This is a genomic window from Streptomyces sp. NPDC056452 (genome assembly GCF_042796085.1).
Taxonomy (GTDB): domain Bacteria; phylum Actinomycetota; class Actinomycetes; order Streptomycetales; family Streptomycetaceae; genus Streptomyces.
This window is the reverse complement of record NZ_JBHTRI010000013.1, coordinates 75,302-95,059: the sequence shown is the minus strand read 5'-3', so window position 1 is coordinate 95,059 and position 19,758 is coordinate 75,302. Positions and strand designations below refer to the sequence as shown.

The window sequence follows — 19,758 nt, the reverse complement described above, 5'->3', positions numbered from 1 at the left end:
AAACAGCAGGCCGCGACGCCCTGAGGCGCCGCGGCCGGCTGCAGTGGTGGAACGCGGGGGCGTCAGCCCTCGTCGGAGCTCTTGAGAGCCTCCATGGCCCGCTCGGTCACATCGGTGACCTTGCCGAGCGCGGAGATCGTGACGACCAGGCCCTGGGCCCGGTAGTAGTCGATGATCGGCTCGGTCTGCGTGTGGTAGACCTCGAGCCGGGTACGAACCGTCTCTTCGCTGTCGTCGTCGCGCTGGTACAGCTCGCCGCCGCACTCGTCGCAGACTCCGCTGGTCTTCGGCGGGTTGTACGTCACGTGAAAGACGTGAGCGCTCTCGTTCCGGCAGATGCGGCGGCCCGCGATGCGCTTGACCACCTCGTCCTCGGGGACCTCCAGGTCGAGCACCGCGTCCAGCTTGACGCTCTCACTCCTGAGCATCTCGTCAAGCGCCTCGGCCTGCCCCACGTTGCGGGGGAAGCCGTCGAGCAGGAAGCCGTTCACGGCGTCCGGCTGGGACATGCGGTCCTTGGCCATTCCGATGGTGACTTCGTCCGGCACCAGCTGTCCCGCGTCCATGAAGGCGCGGGCCTGCTTGCCAAGGTCGGTGCCCTGGCTGATGTTGGCGCGGAAGAGGTCGCCCGTGGAGATGTGCGGAATCGACAGGTTCTTGGCAAGGTACGCAGCCTGCGTTCCCTTGCCGGCACCGGGCGGCCCGACGAGGACGATTCGCATCAGCGGAGGAACCCTTCGTAATTGCGCTGCTGGAGCTGACTCTCGATCTGCTTCACGGTTTCCAGACCCACACCCACGATGATCAGGATGCTTGTCCCGCCGAACGGGAAGTTCTGGTTGGCACCGCCGAAGCCTGCCAACGCCATCGTCGGCACGAGTGCGATCAGACCCAGATACAGCGAGCCCGGCCAAGTGATCCTGTTGAGCACGTAGCTCAGGTACTCGGCGGTCGGGCGACCAGCCCGGATACCCGGGATGAAGCCACCATACTTCTTCATGTTGTCGGCGACTTCCTCGGGGTTGAACGAAATCGCCACATAGAAGAAGGCGAAGAACACGATCAACAGGAAGTACGTCGCGATGTAGTACGGGTGGTCACCCTTGACGAAGTGGTCCTGGATCCAGGTCGCCCAGCCCGCAGTGGAGTTGGAGAACTGGACGATCAGAGCCGGGATGTAGAGCAGCGAAGAAGCGAAGATGACGGGAATCACACCCGCCTGGTTCACCTTCAACGGGATGTAAGTGGACGTACCGCCGTACGACCGGCGCCCGATCATGCGCTTCGCGTACTGCACCGGAACCCGTCGCTGGGCCTGCTCGACGAAGACGACGAGGCCGACCATGACGAAGCCGATGAGGATGACGGTGATGAACTCGATCCAGCCGTCGGCGAGCTTGCCGCTCTGCTTGATGGCCCACAGCGCGCCGGGGAAGCTGGCGGCGATCGAGATGAACATCAGGATCGACATGCCGTTGCCGATGCCGCGGTCGGTGATGATCTCACCGAGCCACATGACGGCGGCGGTTCCGGCGGTCATGGTGACCACCATGACGACGGTCGTGAAGATCGACTGGTTGGGGACGATCTGGTCGGCGACGGGGCAGCCGCTGAACAGCGCCCCGCTGCGGGCAGTTGCCACCAGGCCGGTGCCCTGGAGGATCGCCAGCGCCACGGTCAGATAACGCGTGTACTGCGTGATCTTTGCCTGGCCCGACTGCCCCTCCTTCTTGAGGGCTTCCAGTCGGGGGATGACGACGGTCAGCAGCTGAAGAATGATGCTGGCCGTGATGTACGGCATGATGCCGAGCGCGAAGATCGTGATCTGCAGCAGTGCACCACCGCTGAACATGTTCACCAGGCCGAAGAGGCTGTTATTGCCCTTACTTGCCTGGTCAACACAAATCTGGACGTTCTCGTAGCTCACCCCGGGTACGGGAATGTGCGCCCCGAGACGGTAGAGCACGATGATGCCGAGCGTGAAGAGCAGCTTCTTGCGCAGGTCGGGCGTCTTGAACGCCCGGGCGAACGCGGTGAGCACGGTGCCTCCTGCGACCCCCGCGCAATGCGTAGAGGTGACGGTCTTGAGGATCGACGATTAGGTAACAGTCAATGGTCCCCGGGCGCTTGCCCAGGGCTTACCACAGCAACAGTGGACGCCACCTTACCGGCGGACATGCCCCCCTAGGAACGACCAACCGGGGATGCCCCATATGAGAGGCATCCCCGGTCGGATGTTCAGACCACCGAATTGTCCGTGTTGTCTCAGACGAGTTCGGTGACGGTGCCGCCGGCGGCGGCAATCTTCTCCTTGGCGGAGCCGGAAACGGCGTCAACCGAAACCTGCAGTGCCACGGAGATCTCGCCCTGTCCGAGGACCTTGACGAGGTGGTTGTTGCGCACAGCGCCCTTGGCGACCAGATCGGCCACCGTGACCTCTCCACCCTCGGGGTAGAGCGTCGCGAGCTTGTCCAGGTTCACGACCTGGTACTCCGTGCGGAACGGGTTCTTGAAGCCCTTGAGCTTCGGGAGACGCATGTGGAGGGGCATCTGGCCACCCTCGAAGCGCTCCGGAACCTGGTAACGAGCCTTCGTACCCTTGGTACCACGGCCTGCGGTCTTACCCTTGGACGCCTCACCACGACCCACACGGGTCTTGGCGGTCTTGGCGCCCGGGGCAGGCCGGAGGTTGTGGGCCTTCAGCGGGCTGTTCTCCGCCATATCAGTCAACCTCCTCAACCGTCACGAGGTGGCGGACGGTGTGAACCATTCCGCGGAACTCGGGGCGGTCCTCCTTGACAACTACGTCGTGCAGGCGCTTGAGCCCGAGCGAACGCAGGGTGTCGCGGTGGTTCTGCTTGCTGCCGATGTACGACTTCGTCTGCGTGATCTTGAGGCGAGCCATTACGCACCCGCTCCCGCACGTGCACGAAGCAGAGCCGCGGGGGCGACGTCCTCGAGGGGCAGACCACGGCGAGCCGCGATCTCCTCGGGACGCTGCAGGCCCTGGAGGGCCGCCACGGTCGCGTGCACGATGTTGATCGGGTTCGAAGAACCGAGCGACTTCGACAGGATGTCGTGAACGCCGGCGCACTCCAGAACGGCGCGCACCGGGCCACCCGCGATCACACCGGTACCGGGGGAAGCAGGCTTGAGCAGGACAACGCCCGCAGCCTTCTCGCCCTGGATCGGGTGAGGGATGGTGCCCTGGATACGCGGAACCTTGAAGAAGCTCTTCTTGGCCTCTTCAACGCCCTTGGCGATGGCCGCGGGAACTTCCTTGGCCTTGCCGTATCCGACACCGACGGTACCGTCACCATCGCCCACCACGACCAGCGCGGTGAAGCTGAAGCGACGACCACCCTTCACAACCTTGGCGACGCGGTTGATCGCGACGACGCGCTCGACGTACGCGGTCTTCTCGGCGGCGCTGGCGCCACCGTCACGGCCCTTCCGGTCCCGCCGCTCGCCGCCACCGGCACCGCTTCCGCGGCGCTGGGGTCCAGCCATTGGAATTACCTCTCTCTGTTACGTCCGCTGTGCGTAGGAACCGGGGCTTAGAACTTCAGCCCGGCTTCACGGGCGGCGTCAGCCAGAGCGGCAATCCGCCCGGCGTACTGGTTACCACCGCGGTCAAACACGACGGCCTCGACGCCTGCGGCCTTGGCGCGCTCGGCGACCAGGGCCCCGACCTGCTTGGCCAGGGTGCTCTTGTCACCCTCGCCACCACGGATGGAAGCGTCCAGGGTCGATGCCGAAGCGAGCGTGTGGCCCGCGACGTCGTCGATGACCTGAGCCACCATGTGGCGGTTGGAACGCGTCACAACCAGGCGCGGCCGCTCCGGCGAACCGGAGATGTGCTTGCGGACGCGGATGTGGCGGCGCTTGAGGGCGGCACGCTTGTAGGCGTCACCCTTGGCGATCTTTACACCGTATGCCATGGCTTACTTACCCGCCTTTCCGACCTTGCGGCGGATAACCTCGCCGGCGTACTTGACGCCCTTGGCCTTGTACGGGTCGGGCTTCCGCAGCTTGCGGATCTTCGCGGAGACCTCGCCGACCTTCTGCTTGTCGATGCCCTCGACACTGAACTTCGTGGGCGACTCGACCTTGAAGGTGATGCCTTCCGGAGCCTCGATGAGGATCGGGTGGCTGTAGCCCAGGGCGAACTCCAGGTTGGAGCCCTTCGCCTGGACCCGGTAACCGACACCGCTGATCTCGAGCGCCTTGCTGTATCCCGAGGTCACGCCGGTGATCATGTTCGCCACCAGCGTGCGGGACAGGCCGTGAAGGGCCTTGTTCTGACGCTCGTCGTTAGGGCGGACGACGTTGAGCACGCCGTCCTCACCCTTGGTGACCTCGATCGGCGCGGCAACGGTGTGCGAGAGGGAACCCTTGGGGCCCTTCACCGCGACCGTGCGGCCATCGATGGTGACGTCCACACCGGCGGGAACCTGGATGGGGAGCTTGCCGATTCGCGACATGAGCTATTCCTCCGTTCCCGACTACCAGACGTAGGCGAGGACTTCCCCACCTACGCCCTTCTTGCTGGCCTGCTGGCCGGTCAGGAGACCGTGGGACGTGGAGATGATCGCCACGCCCAGGCCGCCGAGAACCTTCGGCAGATTGGTGGACTTTGCGTATACACGCAGACCCGGCTTCGAAATGCGCTTGATGCCGGCAATCGAACGCTCGCGGTTCGGCCCGAACTTCAGCTCGAGAACGAGGCTCTTACCGACCTCGGCGTCCTCGACCTTCCAGCCGGTGATGAAGCCCTCCTGCTGGAGGATCTCCGCGATGTGCGACTTGATCTTGCTGTGCGGCATTGCGACATCGTCGTGATACGCCGAGTTCGCGTTACGCAGACGCGTGAGCATGTCTGCGATGGGATCAGTCATGGTCATGAGTTGGCCTTCGGCCTCTCTCGCCGGGGTTTCCTGTATGCGCCATCCCTCTCCCCACTCAGTGGCGGGACGGGTGCGGTGCGGGGACCTACGGCGTAGTAAGTCGGTCAGGGCGGCAGGCGCCCAACCCTTCAAGCCTACGGCATGAAGAGCGGGGCTCCTGCCGACCAGATACTTACCGAGAGCTTTCTGGTCCTCCCAACGCCCAAAGGGCGAAGGAGAATTACCAGGAGCTCTTGGTCACGCCCGGCAGCTCGCCACGGTGAGCCATCTCACGAAGGCACACGCGGCACAGGCCGAACTTGCGGTAGACGGAGTGGGGCCGGCCGCAGCGCTGGCAGCGGGTGTACCCGCGCACGCCGAACTTCGGCTTACGGGCGGCCTTAGCGATCAGAGCCTTCTTCGCCACGGTCAGTTCTCCTTGAACGGGAAGCCGAGGTGACGAAGCAGGGCACGACCCTCGTCGTCGTTGGTCGCCGTGGTGACCACGGTGATGTCCATGCCCCGGACCCGGTCGATCTTGTCCTGGTCGATCTCGTGGAACATGACCTGCTCCGTGAGACCGAAGGTGTAGTTGCCACGGCCGTCGAACTGCTTCGGCGACAGGCCACGGAAGTCACGGATACGCGGAAGCGCGAGCGACAGCGTACGGTCCAGGAACTCCCACATGCGGTCACCACGGAGGGTGACGTGGCAGCCGATCGGCTGCCCCTCGCGCAGCTTGAACTGCGCGATCGACTTGCGGGCCTTGGTGACGGCCGGCTTCTGACCGGTGATCGTGGTGAGGTCCTTGACGGCACCGTCGATCAGCTTGGAGTCGCGGGCGGCGTCGCCCACACCCATGTTGACCACGATCTTGACCAGACCGGGGATCTGCATGACGTTCTCGTACGAGAACTCCTCACGCAGCTTGCCGGCGATTTCCTCGCGGTAGCGCGTCTTGAGACGCGGCGCAGTGGTGGTCGTCATCAGATGTCCTCACCGGTCCGCTTGGCAACGCGGATCTTCTTGCCCTCGTCGTCAAAGCGGTAGCCGACGCGGGTGACGACCTTGTTGCCGTCCTTCTCCACGACCAGCTGAACGTTGCTGACGTGAATCGGGGCCTCGGTGGTGACAATGCCACCCGTCTGCGAGCCGCGAGCCGTCTGACCGGCCTTGGTGTGCTTCTTGACCCGGTTGACACCCTCGACGAGGACGCGGTCCTGAGCGGGGAAGGCAACGATGACCTTGCCCTGCTTGCCCTTGTCCTTACCGGTGATGACCTGAACCAGGTCGCCCTTCTTGATCTTCATGCTTACAGCACCTCCGGCGCGAGCGAGATGATCTTCATGAACTTCTTCTCGCGCAGCTCTCGGCCCACGGGGCCGAAGATACGGGTGCCGCGGGGGTCGCCGTCGTTCTTGAGAATGACAGCGGCGTTCTCGTCGAAGCGGATGTACGAGCCATCCTGACGACGACGCTCCTTGACGGTGCGAACGATGACGGCCTTGACGACGTCACCCTTCTTCACGTTGCCACCGGGGATCGCGTCCTTGACGGTGGCGACGATGACGTCACCGATGCCCGCGTAGCGGCGACCCGAGCCACCGAGAACACGGATGGTGAGAATTTCCTTCGCACCCGTGTTGTCGGCGACGCGCAGTCGCGACTCCTGCTGGATCACGTCTATCTCCTGATCGTCTGCCGGTTCCCGGCGGGGGCTCCGGTGAAGGAGCCCCCGCCGAGCCTGGCGGAACTTGCCTGAGGGGGAAGCCCTTCAGGAATTACTTGGCCTTCTCGAGGATCTCGACGATGCGCCAGCGCTTCGAAGCGGACAGCGGACGCGTCTCCATGATGATGACGCGGTCGCCGACGCCTGCAGCGTTCTGCTCGTCGTGGGCCTTGAGCTTGTTCGTACGGCGGATGACCTTGCCGTACAGCGCGTGCTTGACGCGGTCCTCGACAGCGACGACGACGGTCTTGTCCATCTTGTCGCTGACGACCAGACCCTCACGGGTCTTGCGGAAACCGCGGTCAGTGTTGGTCTCAGTCACAGTCTTCTCGCTCATCAGACGCTCTCCACCGTCTCGATGCCCAGCTCGCGCTCGCGCATCAGGGTGTAGATCCGGGCGATGTCCTTACGGACGGACTTGAGCCGACCGTGGTTCTCGAGCTGCCCCGTCGCCGCCTGGAAGCGGAGGTTGAACAGCTCTTCCTTGGCCTCGCGGAGCTTGTTGAGGAGCTCCTCGTTGCCCAGCTCGCGCAGCTCGGACGCCTTGGTACCGGCCGACATCACGACTCACCTGCCTCGCGCCGAACGATCCGGCACTTCATCGGAAGCTTGTGAGCAGCGCGGGTGAGCGCCTCACGAGCAATCTTCTCGTTCGGGTAGGACAGCTCGAACATCACCCGACCGGGCTTGACGTTCGCGATCCACCACTCGGGAGAACCCTTACCGGAACCCATGCGGGTCTCGGCAGGCTTCTTCGTCAGGGGGCGGTCCGGGTAGATGTTGATCCAGACCTTGCCGCCACGCTTGATGTGGCGGGTCATCGCGATACGAGCTGCCTCGATCTGGCGGTTCGTCACGTACGCCGGGGTCAGCGCCTGGATGCCGTACTCGCCGAACGCAACCTGCGTGCCACCCTTGGACATACCGCTGCGCTTCGGGTGGTGCTGCTTGCGGTGCTTGACCCTACGGGGGATCAGCATTTCGGTCAGGCCTCCGTTCCGGTGCTCTCAGCCGGAGCAGCGGCGGCGGGAGCGTCGGCCTTGGGGGCCTCTGCTGCCGGCGCGGACTGCTGCGGCTTGCGGCCGCGACCGCCACGCTCGCCACCACGGCCACCACGGCCGGCCGGGCGGTCAGCGCCGCCACGAGCCGGACGGTTGCCGGCGCGAGCCGCTGCGTTCTCGGCGCGGACCTCGGCGATGTTCTTGACGTCGCCCTTGTAGATCCAGACCTTCACGCCGATGCGGCCGAAGGTCGTCTTGGCCTCGAAGAAGCCGTAGTCGACGTTCGCACGGAGCGTGTGCAGGGGCACGCGGCCCTCGCGGTAGAACTCCGAGCGGGACATCTCGGCGCCGCCGAGGCGGCCACCGCACTGGATCTTGATGCCCTTTGCGCCGGCCTTCATCGTGCTCTGCATGCTCTTACGCATGGCACGACGGAAGGAGACGCGGGAGGAGAGCTGCTCGGCGACGGCCTGGGCCACCAGCTGAGCGTCCACCTCGGGGTTCTTGACCTCGAGGATGTTCAGCTGGACCTGCTTGCCGGTCAGCTTCTCCAGCTCGCCACGGATGCGGTCGGCCTCGGCGCCACGGCGACCGATGACGATGCCCGGGCGGGCGGTGTGGATGTCAACGCGGACGCGGTCGCGGGTGCGCTCGATCTCAACCTTCGAGATACCGGCACGCTCCATGCCCTTCGTCATCATGCGACGAATGGCAACGTCTTCCTTGACGTAGTCCTTGTACAGCTTGTCGGCGTACCAACGGGACTTGAAGTCCGTGGTAATGCCGAGCCGGAACCCATGCGGGTTAACCTTCTGGCCCATTACCGGGTTCCTTCCTTGCTGCTGACGACCACGGTGATGTGGCTGGTCCGCTTACGGATCCGGTAGGCACGGCCCTGAGCACGCGGACGGAACCGCTTCAGGGTCGGGCCCTCGTCCACGTACGCCTCGCTGATGACCAGCGAAGAGGCGTCAGGGTGGTCGTAGTTGTGTGCAGCGTTGGCGATGGCGCTGTCAAGCACCTTGCCAACCGGCACGCTCGCGGCCTGCGGGGCGAAACGCAGGACCGCCTGAGCCTCCGTGGCATCCATGCCACGGATGAGGTCCACCACTCGGCGGGCCTTCATGGGCGTGACGCGGATGTACCGCGCCTGGGCCCTGGCTTCCATGGTTGTCCCTTCGGTGTGAGTCATAGTCGTTTCCACCCCGCGCTAGCGGCGCTTCGACTTCCGGTCGTCCTTGACGTGGCCGCGGAAGGTGCGAGTCGGCGAGAACTCGCCGAGCTTGTGGCCGACCATCGACTCGGTGACGAACACCGGGACGTGGATCTTGCCGTTGTGCACCGCGATGGTGTGGCCCAGCATGGCCGGGATGATCATCGAGCGACGGGACCAGGTCTTGATGACGTTCTTGGTGCCTGCCTCGTTCTGTACGTCCACCTTCTTGATGAGGTGGCCGTCGACGAAGGGCCCCTTCTTGAGACTGCGCGGCATCTAAACCCGCTCCTAGCGCTTCTTGTTCGTCTTGCGGCGGCGGACGATGTACTTGCTCGATGCCTTCTTCGGCGAGCGAGTACGACCCTCCTTCTGACCCCACGGCGAGACCGGGTGACGTCCACCGGAGGTCTTGCCTTCACCACCACCGTGCGGGTGGTCAACCGGGTTCATCGCGACACCGCGGACGGTCGGGCGTACGCCCTTCCAGCGCATACGGCCGGCCTTGCCCCAGTTGATGTTCGACTGCTCGGCGTTGCCGACCTCACCGATGGTGGCGCGGCAGCGGGCGTCGACCAGCCGGATCTCTCCGGAAGGCATACGAAGGTGGGCCATCGTGCCCTCCTTCGCCAGCAGCTGCACGGAGGCACCCGCGGAACGGGCGAACTTCGCGCCGCCGCCGGGCCGCAGCTCGATGGCGTGGATGGTCGTACCGACCGGGATGTTGCGCAGCGCCAGGTTGTTGCCCGGCTTGATGTCTGCGGTCGGCCCGTTCTCGATGCGGTCACCCTGCGACAGACCACGGGGAGCGACGATGTAACGCTTCTCGCCGTCCGCGTAGTGCAGCAGCGCGATGCGCGCAGTGCGGTTCGGGTCGTACTCGATGTGCGCGACCTTGGCCGGCACGCCGTCCTTGTCGTGACGACGGAAGTCGATCACTCGGTAGGCGCGCTTGTGGCCACCGCCCTGGTGGCGAACGGTCACACGACCGGCGTTGTTACGGCCGCCCTTGCTGTGCAGGGGGCGGACCAGCGACTTCTCCGGCGTGGACCGCGTGATCTCGACAAAGTCGGCGACGCTGGAGCCACGACGGCCCGGGGTCGTCGGCTTGTACTTGCGGATACCCATTTCTCAGTCCTCGTCCGATTCCGGACGACTCGACCTCCGTCAGGAGGTCGGGCCGCCGAAGATGTCGATACGGTCGCCCTCGGCGAGGGTCACGATGGCGCGCTTGGTGTCAGCGCGCTTGCCGAAGCCGGTCTTGGTCCGCTTGCGCTTGCCCTGCCGGTTGATCGTGTTGACCCCGGTGACCTTGACCGAGAAGACCGCTTCCACGGCCTGCTTGATCTGGGTCTTGTTGGAGCCCGGCGCGACGATGAACGTGTACTTGTTCTCGTCGAGCAGCGCGTAGCTCTTCTCGGACACAACCGGCTTGACGAGAACGTCGCGCGGGTCCGAGTAGGTCTTGCTCGTGATGGTCGAGCTGGTAACGGTCGCCTCGCTCATCAGGCGTCGCTCCCTTCGGTCTCAGCGGTCTGGGGGCCAGACACGAAGGACTCGAAAGCGGCCTGAGTGAAGACCACGTCGTCAGAGACGATCACGTCGTACGTGTTCAGCTGGCCCGGCTCCAGGATGTGCACCTGGGGCAGGTTGCGTGCGGACAGCCACGCGGCCTCGTCGGCGCGGTCGACGACCAGGAGCAGGTTGCTGCGCTCCGAGATCTTGCCGAACAGCGTCTTGGCGGCCTTCGTGGAAACTCCACCCTCGACCACGCCGGTGATGACGTGGATGCGGGAGTGACGCGCCCGGTCGGAGAGGGCACCACGCAGGGCGGCGGCCTTCATCTTCTTCGGGGTGCGCTGCGAGTAGTCACGCGGCTTGGGGCCGTGGACGACGCCACCGCCCGCGAACTGCGGCGCGCGGGTCGAACCCTGGCGGGCGCGGCCGGTGCCCTTCTGGCGGTAAGGCTTACGGCCACCACCGCGGACTTCACCGCGGCGCTTGGTCGAGTGCGTGCCCTGACGGGCAGCTGCCAGCTGTGCGACAACGACCTGGTGGATCAGCGGAACGCTGGTCTTCGCGTCGAAGATCTCCGCGGGGAGCTCGACGGTACCGGCCTTGTCGCCTGCCGGCGAAAGGATGTCAATGGTGCTCATTACCTCAAGCCCCCTTGGCCGCGGTACGGACCAGGACGAGGCCGCCGTTCGGACCGGGGACTGCGCCCTTGATGAGGAGCAGACCCTTCTCCGCGTCAACCGCGTGGATGGTCAGGTTCTGGGTGGTGACGCGCTCGTTACCCATCCGGCCGGCCATGCGCATGCCCTTGAAGACACGCCCAGGGGTGGCGCAGCCACCGATCGAACCGGGGGAACGGTGCTTGCGCTGGACGCCGTGGCCGGCGCCGAGGCCCTTGAAGTTGTGACGCTTCATGACACCGGCGAAGCCCTTGCCCTTGCTCTTGCCCGTGACGTCAACCTTGACGCCGGACTCGAACACCTCGGCAGTGATCTCCTGGCCCAGCGTGTACTCGCTGGAGTCAGGGGTGCGGAGCTCCACCAGGTGGCGGCGCGGGGTCACGTCGGCCTTGGCGAAGTGGCCCTTGAGGGGCTTGTTCACCTTGCGCGGGTCGATCTCGCCGAAGGCGATCTGGACCGACTCGTAGCCGTCGCTGTCGTTGGTGCGGACCTGCGTCACGACGCACGGACCGGCCTTGACGACGGTCACCGGGACAACCCGGTTGTTCTCGTCCCAGACCTGGGTCATGCCGAGCTTCTCGCCCAGGACGCCCTTGATGTTCTTGCTCATCTCGGCCCGTCCCCTCAGAGCTTGATCTCGATGTCGACGCCAGCCGGCAGGTCGAGGCGCATCAGCGAGTCAACCGTCTTCGGCGTGGGGTCGAGAATGTCGATGAGGCGCTTGTGCGTGCGCATCTCGAAGTGCTCGCGAGAGTCCTTGTACTTGTGCGGCGACTTGATGACGCAGTACACGTTCTTCTCAGTGGGCAGCGGCACCGGGCCTGCGACCGACGCACCAGTGCGGGTCACCGTCTCGACGATCTTCTTCGCCGAGGAGTCGATGACCTCGTGGTCGTAGGCCTTGAGCCGGATGCGGATCTTCTGTCCCGCCATGGCTACTAGTAGTCCTGTCTCTCATAACGCTCTGGAACCCGGGAGTTCTAAGGACTCCACCTCCGACCCACGCGGTCGGGCGTGTCGCATCCCCTCTACGAAAATCTCCCGAAGGAAATCCCAACCAAGGGGGTGCGGGCCTGAGACCTCGCGGCCGGGGGCGAAACACCCACCGGGTGCCTGGTCTGCGCCCTGCTGAACTTCCCGAAAGATTCCCGTACGTCCGACCCGCATGGGGTCGACGAGTACTGTGGGACTCGCTTCCGGTCCTCCCGGCGGGAGGCGCGCAGCATTGACACTCAACCGAGCAACCTGGCTAGTGTGCCATACGGGTCGCAGGCCTGGCCAATCGGGCGGAGGATCTTACCCCCCGTGGTCGGATGGTCAAACGCGGGCACGCCCGGGGCTGCCACCGGGCCCCCGTACCCCTCCTGCAAAACTCTCCCCGTGGATACGAACACGGCCCCTGCCTGGACGCTGCGGCCCGCTGACCTGCGGGACCTCGAGACGATCGTGGAGCTCCGGGCGGCCGTGATGCGCCCCGACCTGGAGCGTCTGGGCCGCTACGACGACCATCGCGTACGACAGCGCCTGCGGGACGCCTACGTCCCCGCGCACACCTCGGTCGTGGAGGCCGACGGGGCCTTCGCGGGCTGTGTCGCCCTGCGCCCGCAGCAGGGCGGTCACTGGCTGGAGCACTTCTACCTCTCCCCCGCCCTCCAGGGCCGCGGGCTCGGCTCCGCGGTCCTGCGCGCGCTCCTGGACCGTACGGACGCCGAGGGCACCACCGTCCGGCTGAACGTGCTCCAGGGCAGCGCGGCCAGGCGTCTGTACGAGCGCCACGGCTTCGTCCTGGAGGACGAGGACCCCGTCGACGTCTTCATGGTCCGCGCACCGAGGACCTGACCGGGGCAACCTGCCCGCGCGCATCTCCGTCTATCCCCCCGCAGGACCGGGCCGACCGACCCTGACCTGCGCCGAGTTGGCAGTACGCAGCACAGGACCGCCCACGCGTCCGCTGCGGGGGAAGCGGAAGCGGACGGAGTGCGCGGCGTGACGGATCGACCTGCCCTGCCCGGAAGAGGGGTGCCCCGGCGCACCGCCCTGTTGGCGGCCACCGCGACGGCCGCCCTCAGCGCCTGCTCCGTACCGGCCCCCCGGCGCCGCAACCCCACACCGAACCCCGCCCCGGGCTTCCCGATCAGCAGTGCGCGGCGGGCCCTGCTGATGCAGATACTCGCCCACCCGGACGACGACCTGTACTTCATGAACCCGGACACCCGGCAGCTGCTCGACGCCGGGACGCCCCTGGTCTGCGTCTATCTCACGGCGGGCGAGGCCGACGGCGTCAACAGGATCCCCGGTGCCGGGCGGCCCGCCCCGGACAGGGCCGCGTACTCCTCCTCACGCCACCAGGGCCTCCGACAGGCGTACGCGGCCCTCCTCGGGCTCGACAGGTTCACTCCCTGGCAGCGGTCCGTCGTCACCCTGCACGGCCGCCACCGGGCCGAGATCAACGTCCTCGCGAACGGCGCGCGCCGGGTCGAGCTGATCTTCCTCAACACCGCCATGCACACCTCGCACGGCCGTCTCGGGCTGCCGAGCCTCTGGCGGGACCGCCATCTCGTCCTGCGTACCGTCGTCGCCGCCGACTCACCGCTGCGCAGGGCCGGTTCCTACACGTACGAGGGTCTCGTCGACGTCCTCTCCGGACTGCTGGAGCGGTACCGGCCGACCGTCGTCCACACCCTGGACCCCGACCCGGACATCCAGCACAGCCCCGAGGCGGTCCGCCGGCGGGACAGCGAGCAGCGCGGCTACTCCGACCACGCCGACCACACGGCGGCCGGCTGCTTCGCCTGGGCGGCGATGATCCGCTGGGTGGCCCGGTCCACGGGGGACGGCGGTGCCGTGCCCGGCTTCGCCGTCACCTCGTTCCGCGGGTACTACAACCGGCACTGGCCCAAGAACCTGCCGCCCGGTGTGCTGGCTGAGAAGGCCGGCCACCTCGTGCCGTACGGCGGGTCCCCGGACTGGGAGTGCGGCAATCCGTCCGGGTGCGGGGACTACAACGTCGGCGGCGACCGCCCCCTGACCAACAGGAAGGGCTGGGTCCGCTCCACCCACCACCGCTACCCGGGCGCCCGGCCCGCCGTCGCCGCCGAGCCGGACGGGCGGCTCGTCGCGTACGGGGTACTGGGGCTGCGCGCGGTCCGGTGGCGCGAGAGCGCGCCCGGCAGCGGGGTCTGGGACGCACCGGACGACCTCGGCGGCGGCCCGCTCGCCCCTGCCCTGGGCTCGGCGGTGCTGCCCGACGGCAGGCAGCTGCTCCTCGGGCTGCGCTTCGCCGCGCTCGGCGGCCACGGCAGCGACAACGAGCGCGAGATCGTGCTGCTGGAGCAGCGCTCCCCCGGCGGCGGCTTCCGTGCCTGGCGGGGCCTCGGCAACCCCTCCCGGGGGCAGGACCACGGGCGCCGCATCGGTGTCCCGGTGGCCGTCGCGGCCCCCGACGGACGGGTCCACCTCTTCGTGAGGAACGCCGAGAAGGGCCTCAGCACCCGGGTGCGCGACGCGGCGGGCCGGTGGAGCGGCTGGCGGGACCTGGGCGGCGGCCCGTTCCAGGACGGGCTGAGCACGGTGGTGGACGGAGCGGGCCGTGTCCACGTCCACGCGGCCGGCCGTCACGCCGTGCACCACTGGACCCAGGACGCACCCGGCGACGGACTGACCGCCCGCGCCGAGCTCACCGGGGCGCCCGTGCCCGGAGACCCGCCGACCGCGCTCGTGGCCGCCGACGGGTCCGTGGAGCTGTTCTACCGGGCCCGGGCGTCGTCCCGACTGACCGCGGTACGGGCGGGGGCCGCCGTGGACCGCCGCGACTTCGACGGGTACGGCCCCGTGGCCGCCGCCTCCACCCCGCTCGGCCCTGTGCTGCTCGGCCGCACCGAGGAGGGCCTGATCCAGCTCCGCACCGGCGGGGGCCTCTCCGTGCGGACCCGGGGGCCCGCGGCCCTCGACGGAACCGCGCTCCACCTCGGCGCGGACGGGCGCACCGCGGTGGTGGGACTGGGACCGGACGCCGTGCCGTGGGTCTGGCGGCCGTAGGCCGACAGGCCGGCCGTTCACGGAGTCCCGGGCATGCCGAAGGGCCCCGGTCCACCGCTTGCGCGGCGGGCCGGGGCCCTTCTTGGTGCTCTGTGCGGAGCTACCAGGTCAGACGATCAAGTAATTACTTGATGATCTTGGTGACCTGGCCGGCGCCCACGGTCCGGCCACCCTCACGGATGGCGAACTTCAGGCCCTCTTCCATGGCGACCGGCTGGATCAGCGCGACGTCCATGAGGGTGTTGTCACCCGGCATGACCATCTCGGTGCCCTCGGGGAGGGTCACAACGCCCGTTACGTCCGTGGTACGGAAGTAGAACTGCGGGCGGTAGTTGTTGAAGAACGGGGTGTGACGGCCACCCTCGTCCTTCGACAGGATGTAGGACTGCGCCTGGAACTCCGTGTGCGGCGTGACCGAACCCGGCTTGATGATGACCTGGCCGCGCTCGACGTCCTCGCGCTTGATGCCACGAAGAAGCAGACCGACGTTCTCACCGGCCTGGCCCTCGTCGAGCAGCTTGCGGAACATCTCGATGCCGGTGACCGTGGTGGTGGTCTTCTCGGTCTTGATACCGACGATGTCGACGGTCTCGTTGACCTTCAGCACACCACGCTCGATGCGGCCGGTGACGACCGTACCGCGACCGGTGATCGTGAAGACGTCCTCGATGGGCATGAGGAACGGCTTCTCGACGTCACGCTCGGGCTGCGGGATGGACTCGTCGACGGCGGCCATGAGGTCCAGAACGGTCTGGCCCCACTCCTTGTCGCCCTCGAGCGCCTTGAGCGCCGAGACCTTGACGACCGGAAGGTCGTCGCCCGGGAACTCGTACTCGGAGAGGAGCTCACGGACCTCGAGCTCGACGAGCTCCAGGATCTCCTCGTCGTCCACCATGTCGGCCTTGTTCAGGGCGACGACGATGTAGGGAACGCCGACCTGGCGGGCCAGGAGCACGTGCTCCTTGGTCTGCGGCATCGGGCCGTCGGTGGCGGCAACCACGAGGATCGCGCCGTCCATCTGCGCGGCACCCGTGATCATGTTCTTGATGTAGTCCGCGTGACCGGGGCAGTCGACGTGGGCGTAGTGACGCGACTCGGTCTGGTACTCAACGTGAGCGATCGAGATCGTGATACCACGCTGGCGCTCTTCGGGAGCCTTGTCGATCTGGTCGAAGGCCGAGGCCTCGTTCAGGTCCGGGTACGCGTCGTGCAGCACCTTGGTAATGGCGGCCGTGAGGGTCGTCTTACCGTGGTCGATGTGACCGATGGTGCCGATGTTGACGTGCGGCTTAGTCCGCTCGAACTTTGCCTTCGCCACTGGGGTCCTCCTGAGTGGTTCTGTACGCCTTGCTTCATCGGCGCCAGGTGATCTTTGCTGGAATGCCGGTGCCGGGGGCATTCGCCGCATTGCTTGCGCGCTGCGACGAATGCCCGGCCAGGCTCCGGTGACAAGCCTAAAGCGTTGACTCGGAAGAGTTACTCGCCCTTGGCCTTCGCGATGATCTCCTCGGCGACGTTCCGCGGAACCTCGGCGTAGGAGTCGAACTGCATCGAGTAGCTTGCGCGACCCGAGGTCTTGCTGCGGAGGTCTCCGACGTAGCCGAACATCTCCGAGAGGGGCACGAGGCCCTTCACGACGCGAGCGCCGCTGCGCTCCTCCATGGCCTGAATCTGGCCACGGCGGGAGTTGAGGTCGCCGATGACATCGCCCATGTAGTCCTCGGGCGTGGTGACCTCGACGGCCATCATCGGCTCGAGGAGCACGGGGGACGCCTTGCGGGCACCCTCCTTGAACGCCTGCGAACCGGCGATCTTGAAGGCGAGCTCCGAGGAGTCGACCTCGTGGTAACCACCGTCGAGAAGGGTGACGCGGACGCCGACCATCTCGTAACCGGCCAGGATGCCGAACTGCATGGCTTCCTGGGCACCCGCGTCCACCGAGGGAATGTACTCACGGGGGATGCGGCCACCGGTGACCTTGTTGACGAACTCGTAGGAGGCGTCGCCACCCTCGATGGGCTCGAGGGCGATCTGCACCTTCGCGAACTGGCCGGTACCACCAGTCTGCTTCTTGTGCGTGTAGTCGATGCGCTCGACGGTCTTGCGGATCGTCTCGCGGTACGCGACCTGGGGCTTGCCGACGTTCGCCTCGACGCGGAACTCGCGCTTCATGCGGTCGACGAGCACCTCGAGGTGAAGCTCGCCCATACCACCGATGATGGTCTGGCCGGTCTCCTCGTCGGAGTGCACCTGGAAGGAGGGGTCCTCCTCCGAGAGACGCTGGATGGCTACACCCAGCTTCTCCTGGTCACCCTTGGACTTGGGCTCGATGGCGACCTGAATGACCGGCGCCGGGAAGTCCATGGACTCCAGGATGACCGGGTTCTTGTCGTCACACAGCGTCTCACCGGTGGTGGTCTGCTTCAGGCCCATGACGGCGACGATGTCGCCGGCGCCCACCGAGGGGATCTCCTCACGCTTGTTCGCGTGCATACGGTAGATCTTCCCGATGCGCTCCTTCTTGCCCTTGACCGAGTTCAGCACCGCGGTGCCGGCCTCGAGGCGACCGGAGTAGATCCGGACGAAGGTGAGCTTGCCCAGGTGCGGGTCGCTCGCAATCTTGAACGCCAGGCCGGAGAACGGCTCGTCGTCCGAAGGCTGCCGCTTGATGACCTTCTCCGGGTCCTTCACGTCGTGGCCTTCGATGGCCTCGACGTCCAGGGGGGAAGGCAGGTAGCGGACGACCGCGTCGAGCAGGGGCTGAACGCCCTTGTTCTTGAACGCGGTGCCACAGAACACCGGGGTCACGGTGACGGAGTCGGCCGTGCCCTTCGACGCGAGGGTGATCCGACGGATCGCCTCGTGCAGCTGCTCCTCGGTGGGCTCGACGCCCTCGAGGTACAGCTCCATCATCGCGTCGTCGTTCTCCGAGACGGCCTCGAGCAGCTTGCCGCGCCACTCCTCGGCCGCCTCGACGTGCGTGTCGGGGATGTCGACGGTGTCGTACATCTCGCCCTTGGCAGCCTCTTCCGACCAGACAAAGGCCTTCATCGACACGAGGTCGACGACACCCTTGAAGTCGGCTTCGGCGCCGATGGGAAGCTGCATGACCAGCGGAACAGCGCCGAGGCGCTCGATGATCATGTCGACGCAGCGGTGGAACTCGGCACCCGTGCGGTCGAGCTTGTTGACGAAGCAGATACGCGGCACGCCGTAGCGGTCCGCCTGACGCCAGACAGTCTCGGACTGGGGCTCGACGCCCGCCACACCGTCGAACACGGTGACGGCACCGTCGAGGACGCGGAGCGAACGCTCCACCTCGACGGTGAAGTCGACGTGACCGGGGGTGTCAATGATGTTGATCGTGTGATCAACCTCATTGAGCGGCCAGTGACAGGTCGTCGCGGCCGACGTGATCGTGATGCCGCGCTCCTGCTCCTGCTCCATCCAGTCCATCGTGGCTGCGCCGTCGTGGACTTCACCGATCTTGTACGAAACGCCGGTGTAGAAGAGGATCCGCTCGGTGGTGGTCGTCTTGCCCGCGTCGATGTGGGCCATGATCCCAATGTTGCGGACCTTGGCCAGGTCAAGCGAAGTGGTGGCCATAAGGCTCAATCTTCTCTCGGTCTCGATGGGGTAAGCGACTACCAGCGGTAGTGCGCGAAGGCCTTGTTGGACTCGGCCATCTTGTGGGTGTCCTCGCGCTTCTTGACAGCTGCGCCAAGACCGTTGGAGGCGTCGAGCAGCTCGTTCATGAGGCGCTCGGTCATGGTCTTCTCGCGACGGGCGCGGGAGTAACCGACGACCCAGCGCAGAGCGAGGGTGGCGGCGCGACCGGGCTTGACCTCGATCGGCACCTGGTAGGTGGCGCCACCGACACGGCGGGACTTGACCTCGAGCGAGGGCTTGACGTTCTCAAGCGCGCGCTTCAGCGTGATGACCGGGTCAGCGCCGGTCTTCTCGCGGAGGCCTTCCATGGCGCCGTACACGATCCGCTCGGCAGTGGAACGCTTGCCGTTGAGCAGGATCTTGTTGATCAGCGAGGTGACAAGAGGAGAACCATAGACCGGGTCAATGATGACCGGGCGCTTCGGGGCGGGGCCCTTACGAGGCATTCTTACTTCTCCTTCTTGGCGCCGTAGCGGCTGCGGGCCTGCTTGCGGTTCTTGACACCCTGGGTGTCAAGGGAGCCGCGGATGATCTTGTAACGAACACCCGGCAGGTCCTTCACACGGCCACCACGCACGAGCACGATGGAGTGCTCCTGCAGGTTGTGTCCCTCACCCGGAATGTAGGCCGTGACCTCGATGCCGGAGGTCAGACGCACACGCGCGACCTTACGGAGGGCCGAGTTCGGCTTCTTCGGGGTGGTCGTGAACACACGCGTGCAGACGCCGCGACGCTGGGGCGAACCCTCGAGCGCGGGCGTCTTGTTCTTCTCGACCTTGTCCTGCCGGCCCTTCCGGACCAGCTGCTGAATCGTAGGCACTACTTCTCCGGTTTCTGTGTGCCGTCGGTGAAACTAACCTGAAACACTCGCCGACCCACGCGGTCGGGTGTGTCGAATACTGCAAGCTCCTGCCCAGAGGCAGGAGGAACGCAGATTGCGGTGGCCACTTACGGACTCGCCATGCGGTTGAGGACACGCACCCGAGCCCAGGCACACCCCAGGCACAAGGCTTGAGCGTACCTACCT

29 protein-coding genes are annotated in these 19,758 nt (G+C 66.3%); 2 read left to right on the top strand and 27 right to left on the bottom strand.

Annotation, left to right across the window (positions count from 1 at the left end; genetic code table 11):
* Nucleotides 1–62: 62 nt before the first annotated feature.
* The 23 genes from ACFQ6X_RS15570 to rpsJ all read right to left on the bottom strand — a co-directional run bounded on the left by ACFQ6X_RS15570 (nt 63) and on the right by rpsJ (nt 11,957).
* Nucleotides 63–722 (bottom strand): adenylate kinase, encoded by a 660-nt coding sequence (locus tag ACFQ6X_RS15570; protein ID WP_383181620.1) that lies wholly within the window; start codon nt 720–722, stop codon nt 63–65.
* Entirely contained in the window at nt 722–2,041 is a 1,320-nt protein-coding gene (gene secY / locus ACFQ6X_RS15565) for a preprotein translocase subunit SecY (RefSeq protein WP_329208290.1), read from the bottom strand. Before secY ends, ACFQ6X_RS15570 begins: the two co-directional genes overlap by 1 nt.
* Nucleotides 2,042–2,265: 224 nt before the next feature.
* Nucleotides 2,266–2,721, bottom strand: a complete 456-nt coding sequence (gene rplO, locus ACFQ6X_RS15560; protein WP_014047794.1) for a 50S ribosomal protein L15 — start codon at nt 2,719–2,721, stop codon at nt 2,266–2,268.
* Nucleotide 2,722: 1 nt separating this feature from the next.
* Entirely contained in the window at nt 2,723–2,905 is a 183-nt protein-coding gene (gene rpmD, locus ACFQ6X_RS15555; RefSeq protein ID WP_018550611.1) for a 50S ribosomal protein L30, read from the bottom strand.
* Nucleotides 2,905–3,510, bottom strand: coding sequence for a 30S ribosomal protein S5 (gene rpsE / locus ACFQ6X_RS15550; protein WP_056796577.1), 606 nt, complete (start codon nt 3,508–3,510; stop codon nt 2,905–2,907). Before rpsE ends, rpmD begins: the two co-directional genes overlap by 1 nt.
* Nucleotides 3,511–3,557: 47 nt before the next feature.
* Nucleotides 3,558–3,941: a 50S ribosomal protein L18 gene (gene rplR, locus ACFQ6X_RS15545; protein ID WP_328905327.1), complete on the bottom strand. Its 384-nt coding sequence runs from the start codon at nt 3,939–3,941 to the stop codon at nt 3,558–3,560.
* Between the two features lie 3 nt (nt 3,942–3,944).
* Entirely contained in the window at nt 3,945–4,484 is a 540-nt protein-coding gene (rplF, locus tag ACFQ6X_RS15540; protein WP_383181614.1) for a 50S ribosomal protein L6, read from the bottom strand.
* Between the two features lie 21 nt (nt 4,485–4,505).
* A complete protein-coding gene (gene rpsH, locus ACFQ6X_RS15535) occupies nt 4,506–4,904 on the bottom strand; it encodes a 30S ribosomal protein S8 (RefSeq protein WP_014154584.1) in 399 nt (132 codons plus the stop codon).
* Between the two features lie 223 nt (nt 4,905–5,127).
* Nucleotides 5,128–5,313 (bottom strand): type Z 30S ribosomal protein S14, encoded by a 186-nt coding sequence (locus ACFQ6X_RS15530; protein ID WP_003948630.1) that lies wholly within the window; start codon nt 5,311–5,313, stop codon nt 5,128–5,130.
* A 2-nt stretch (nt 5,314–5,315) separates the two neighbouring features.
* A complete protein-coding gene (gene rplE / locus ACFQ6X_RS15525; protein ID WP_018101220.1) occupies nt 5,316–5,873 on the bottom strand; it encodes a 50S ribosomal protein L5 in 558 nt (185 codons plus the stop codon).
* Entirely contained in the window at nt 5,873–6,196 is a 324-nt protein-coding gene (gene rplX / locus ACFQ6X_RS15520; protein WP_014047788.1) for a 50S ribosomal protein L24, read from the bottom strand. Before rplX ends, rplE begins: the two co-directional genes overlap by 1 nt.
* A 2-nt stretch (nt 6,197–6,198) precedes the next feature.
* Nucleotides 6,199–6,567, bottom strand: a complete 369-nt coding sequence (gene rplN / locus ACFQ6X_RS15515; protein WP_003966950.1) for a 50S ribosomal protein L14 — start codon at nt 6,565–6,567, stop codon at nt 6,199–6,201.
* Nucleotides 6,568–6,667: 100 nt separating this feature from the next.
* Nucleotides 6,668–6,952: a 30S ribosomal protein S17 gene (rpsQ, locus tag ACFQ6X_RS15510; RefSeq protein ID WP_073718385.1), complete on the bottom strand. Its 285-nt coding sequence runs from the start codon at nt 6,950–6,952 to the stop codon at nt 6,668–6,670.
* Entirely contained in the window at nt 6,952–7,176 is a 225-nt protein-coding gene (rpmC, locus tag ACFQ6X_RS15505) for a 50S ribosomal protein L29 (protein ID WP_014047786.1), read from the bottom strand. Before rpmC ends, rpsQ begins: the two co-directional genes overlap by 1 nt.
* Nucleotides 7,176–7,595, bottom strand: coding sequence for a 50S ribosomal protein L16 (rplP, locus tag ACFQ6X_RS15500; protein WP_014047785.1), 420 nt, complete (start codon nt 7,593–7,595; stop codon nt 7,176–7,178). The genes rpmC and rplP overlap by 1 nt, the downstream gene beginning before the upstream one ends.
* A 5-nt stretch (nt 7,596–7,600) precedes the next feature.
* Nucleotides 7,601–8,437 carry a 30S ribosomal protein S3 gene (rpsC, locus tag ACFQ6X_RS15495; RefSeq protein ID WP_014047784.1) on the bottom strand — a complete coding sequence of 279 codons (837 nt, stop codon included), beginning with the start codon at nt 8,435–8,437 and terminating at the stop codon, nt 7,601–7,603.
* Nucleotides 8,437–8,784, bottom strand: coding sequence for a 50S ribosomal protein L22 (gene rplV / locus ACFQ6X_RS15490; RefSeq protein WP_026290933.1), 348 nt, complete (start codon nt 8,782–8,784; stop codon nt 8,437–8,439). The genes rpsC and rplV overlap by 1 nt, the downstream gene beginning before the upstream one ends.
* 42 nt (nt 8,785–8,826) lie before the next feature.
* Complete coding sequence (gene rpsS / locus ACFQ6X_RS15485; protein WP_023539342.1) at nt 8,827–9,108, bottom strand: 30S ribosomal protein S19; 282 nt, start codon at nt 9,106–9,108, stop codon at nt 8,827–8,829.
* Between the two features lie 12 nt (nt 9,109–9,120).
* Nucleotides 9,121–9,957 carry a 50S ribosomal protein L2 gene (gene rplB, locus ACFQ6X_RS15480; RefSeq protein WP_031096363.1) on the bottom strand — a complete coding sequence of 279 codons (837 nt, stop codon included), beginning with the start codon at nt 9,955–9,957 and terminating at the stop codon, nt 9,121–9,123.
* A gap of 39 nt (nt 9,958–9,996) precedes the next feature.
* Nucleotides 9,997–10,335, bottom strand: a complete 339-nt coding sequence (gene rplW, locus ACFQ6X_RS15475; RefSeq protein ID WP_031096361.1) for a 50S ribosomal protein L23 — start codon at nt 10,333–10,335, stop codon at nt 9,997–9,999.
* Nucleotides 10,335–10,985 carry a 50S ribosomal protein L4 gene (gene rplD / locus ACFQ6X_RS15470; protein ID WP_351176419.1) on the bottom strand — a complete coding sequence of 217 codons (651 nt, stop codon included), beginning with the start codon at nt 10,983–10,985 and terminating at the stop codon, nt 10,335–10,337. The genes rplW and rplD overlap by 1 nt, the downstream gene beginning before the upstream one ends.
* A gap of 4 nt (nt 10,986–10,989) precedes the next feature.
* Nucleotides 10,990–11,634, bottom strand: a complete 645-nt coding sequence (gene rplC, locus ACFQ6X_RS15465) for a 50S ribosomal protein L3 (protein WP_328905321.1) — start codon at nt 11,632–11,634, stop codon at nt 10,990–10,992.
* A 14-nt stretch (nt 11,635–11,648) separates the two neighbouring features.
* On the bottom strand, nt 11,649–11,957 hold the full coding sequence (rpsJ, locus tag ACFQ6X_RS15460) for a 30S ribosomal protein S10 (RefSeq protein ID WP_003948644.1): 309 nt from the start codon (nt 11,955–11,957) through the stop codon (nt 11,649–11,651).
* A 447-nt stretch (nt 11,958–12,404) separates the two neighbouring features.
* On the opposite strand from rpsJ, the gene ACFQ6X_RS15455 reads away from it, so the two are divergent.
* Nucleotides 12,405–12,863 (top strand): GNAT family N-acetyltransferase, encoded by a 459-nt coding sequence (locus ACFQ6X_RS15455; protein WP_383181603.1) that lies wholly within the window; start codon nt 12,405–12,407, stop codon nt 12,861–12,863.
* Nucleotides 12,864–13,043: 180 nt separating this feature from the next.
* Entirely contained in the window at nt 13,044–15,062 is a 2,019-nt protein-coding gene (locus tag ACFQ6X_RS15450; protein WP_383181828.1) for a PIG-L family deacetylase, read from the top strand.
* 124 nt (nt 15,063–15,186) lie between these two features.
* Here the strand turns inward: ACFQ6X_RS15450 and tuf are convergent, their stop codons facing one another.
* The 4 genes from tuf to rpsL form a co-directional block, all read right to left on the bottom strand.
* The gene (gene tuf, locus ACFQ6X_RS15445; protein ID WP_329208296.1) at nt 15,187–16,380 is read right to left on the bottom strand and encodes an elongation factor Tu; all 1,194 of its coding nucleotides are present in this window, start codon (nt 16,378–16,380) and stop codon (nt 15,187–15,189) included.
* 158 nt (nt 16,381–16,538) lie between these two features.
* On the bottom strand, nt 16,539–18,668 hold the full coding sequence (gene fusA, locus ACFQ6X_RS15440) for an elongation factor G (RefSeq protein WP_383181598.1): 2,130 nt from the start codon (nt 18,666–18,668) through the stop codon (nt 16,539–16,541).
* A gap of 38 nt (nt 18,669–18,706) precedes the next feature.
* Nucleotides 18,707–19,177: a 30S ribosomal protein S7 gene (gene rpsG / locus ACFQ6X_RS15435; RefSeq protein WP_014047773.1), complete on the bottom strand. Its 471-nt coding sequence runs from the start codon at nt 19,175–19,177 to the stop codon at nt 18,707–18,709.
* 2 nt (nt 19,178–19,179) lie between these two features.
* Complete coding sequence (rpsL, locus tag ACFQ6X_RS15430; protein ID WP_003948652.1) at nt 19,180–19,551, bottom strand: 30S ribosomal protein S12; 372 nt, start codon at nt 19,549–19,551, stop codon at nt 19,180–19,182.
* Nucleotides 19,552–19,758: the final 207 nt, after the last annotated feature.

Coding starts and splice junctions, on each gene's coding strand:
- ACFQ6X_RS15570 (WP_383181620.1), bottom strand. CDS start 722: ATGCGAATCGTCCTCGTCGGGCCGCCCGGTGCCGGCAAGGGAACGCAG.
- rplO (WP_014047794.1), bottom strand. CDS start 2,721: ATGGCGGAGAACAGCCCGCTGAAGGCCCACAACCTCCGGCCTGCCCCG.
- rpmD (WP_018550611.1), bottom strand. CDS start 2,905: ATGGCTCGCCTCAAGATCACGCAGACGAAGTCGTACATCGGCAGCAAG.
- rpsE (WP_056796577.1), bottom strand. CDS start 3,510: ATGGCTGGACCCCAGCGCCGCGGAAGCGGTGCCGGTGGCGGCGAGCGG.
- rplR (WP_328905327.1), bottom strand. CDS start 3,941: ATGGCATACGGTGTAAAGATCGCCAAGGGTGACGCCTACAAGCGTGCC.
- rplF (WP_383181614.1), bottom strand. CDS start 4,484: ATGTCGCGAATCGGCAAGCTCCCCATCCAGGTTCCCGCCGGTGTGGAC.
- rpsH (WP_014154584.1), bottom strand. CDS start 4,904: ATGACCATGACTGATCCCATCGCAGACATGCTCACGCGTCTGCGTAAC.
- rplE (WP_018101220.1), bottom strand. CDS start 5,873: ATGACGACCACCACTGCGCCGCGTCTCAAGACGCGCTACCGCGAGGAA.
- rplX (WP_014047788.1), bottom strand. CDS start 6,196: ATGAAGATCAAGAAGGGCGACCTGGTTCAGGTCATCACCGGTAAGGAC.
- rpsQ (WP_073718385.1), bottom strand. CDS start 6,952: ATGAGCGAGAAGACTGTGACTGAGACCAACACTGACCGCGGTTTCCGC.
- rpmC (WP_014047786.1), bottom strand. CDS start 7,176: ATGTCGGCCGGTACCAAGGCGTCCGAGCTGCGCGAGCTGGGCAACGAG.
- rplP (WP_014047785.1), bottom strand. CDS start 7,595: ATGCTGATCCCCCGTAGGGTCAAGCACCGCAAGCAGCACCACCCGAAG.
- rpsC (WP_014047784.1), bottom strand. CDS start 8,437: ATGGGCCAGAAGGTTAACCCGCATGGGTTCCGGCTCGGCATTACCACG.
- rplV (WP_026290933.1), bottom strand. CDS start 8,784: ATGGAAGCCAGGGCCCAGGCGCGGTACATCCGCGTCACGCCCATGAAG.
- rpsS (WP_023539342.1), bottom strand. CDS start 9,108: ATGCCGCGCAGTCTCAAGAAGGGGCCCTTCGTCGACGGCCACCTCATC.
- rplB (WP_031096363.1), bottom strand. CDS start 9,957: ATGGGTATCCGCAAGTACAAGCCGACGACCCCGGGCCGTCGTGGCTCC.
- rplW (WP_031096361.1), bottom strand. CDS start 10,335: ATGAGCGAGGCGACCGTTACCAGCTCGACCATCACGAGCAAGACCTAC.
- rplD (WP_351176419.1), bottom strand. CDS start 10,985: ATGAGCACCATTGACATCCTTTCGCCGGCAGGCGACAAGGCCGGTACC.
- rplC (WP_328905321.1), bottom strand. CDS start 11,634: ATGAGCAAGAACATCAAGGGCGTCCTGGGCGAGAAGCTCGGCATGACC.
- rpsJ (WP_003948644.1), bottom strand. CDS start 11,957: ATGGCGGGACAGAAGATCCGCATCCGGCTCAAGGCCTACGACCACGAG.
- fusA (WP_383181598.1), bottom strand. CDS start 18,668: ATGGCCACCACTTCGCTTGACCTGGCCAAGGTCCGCAACATTGGGATC.
- rpsG (WP_014047773.1), bottom strand. CDS start 19,177: ATGCCTCGTAAGGGCCCCGCCCCGAAGCGCCCGGTCATCATTGACCCG.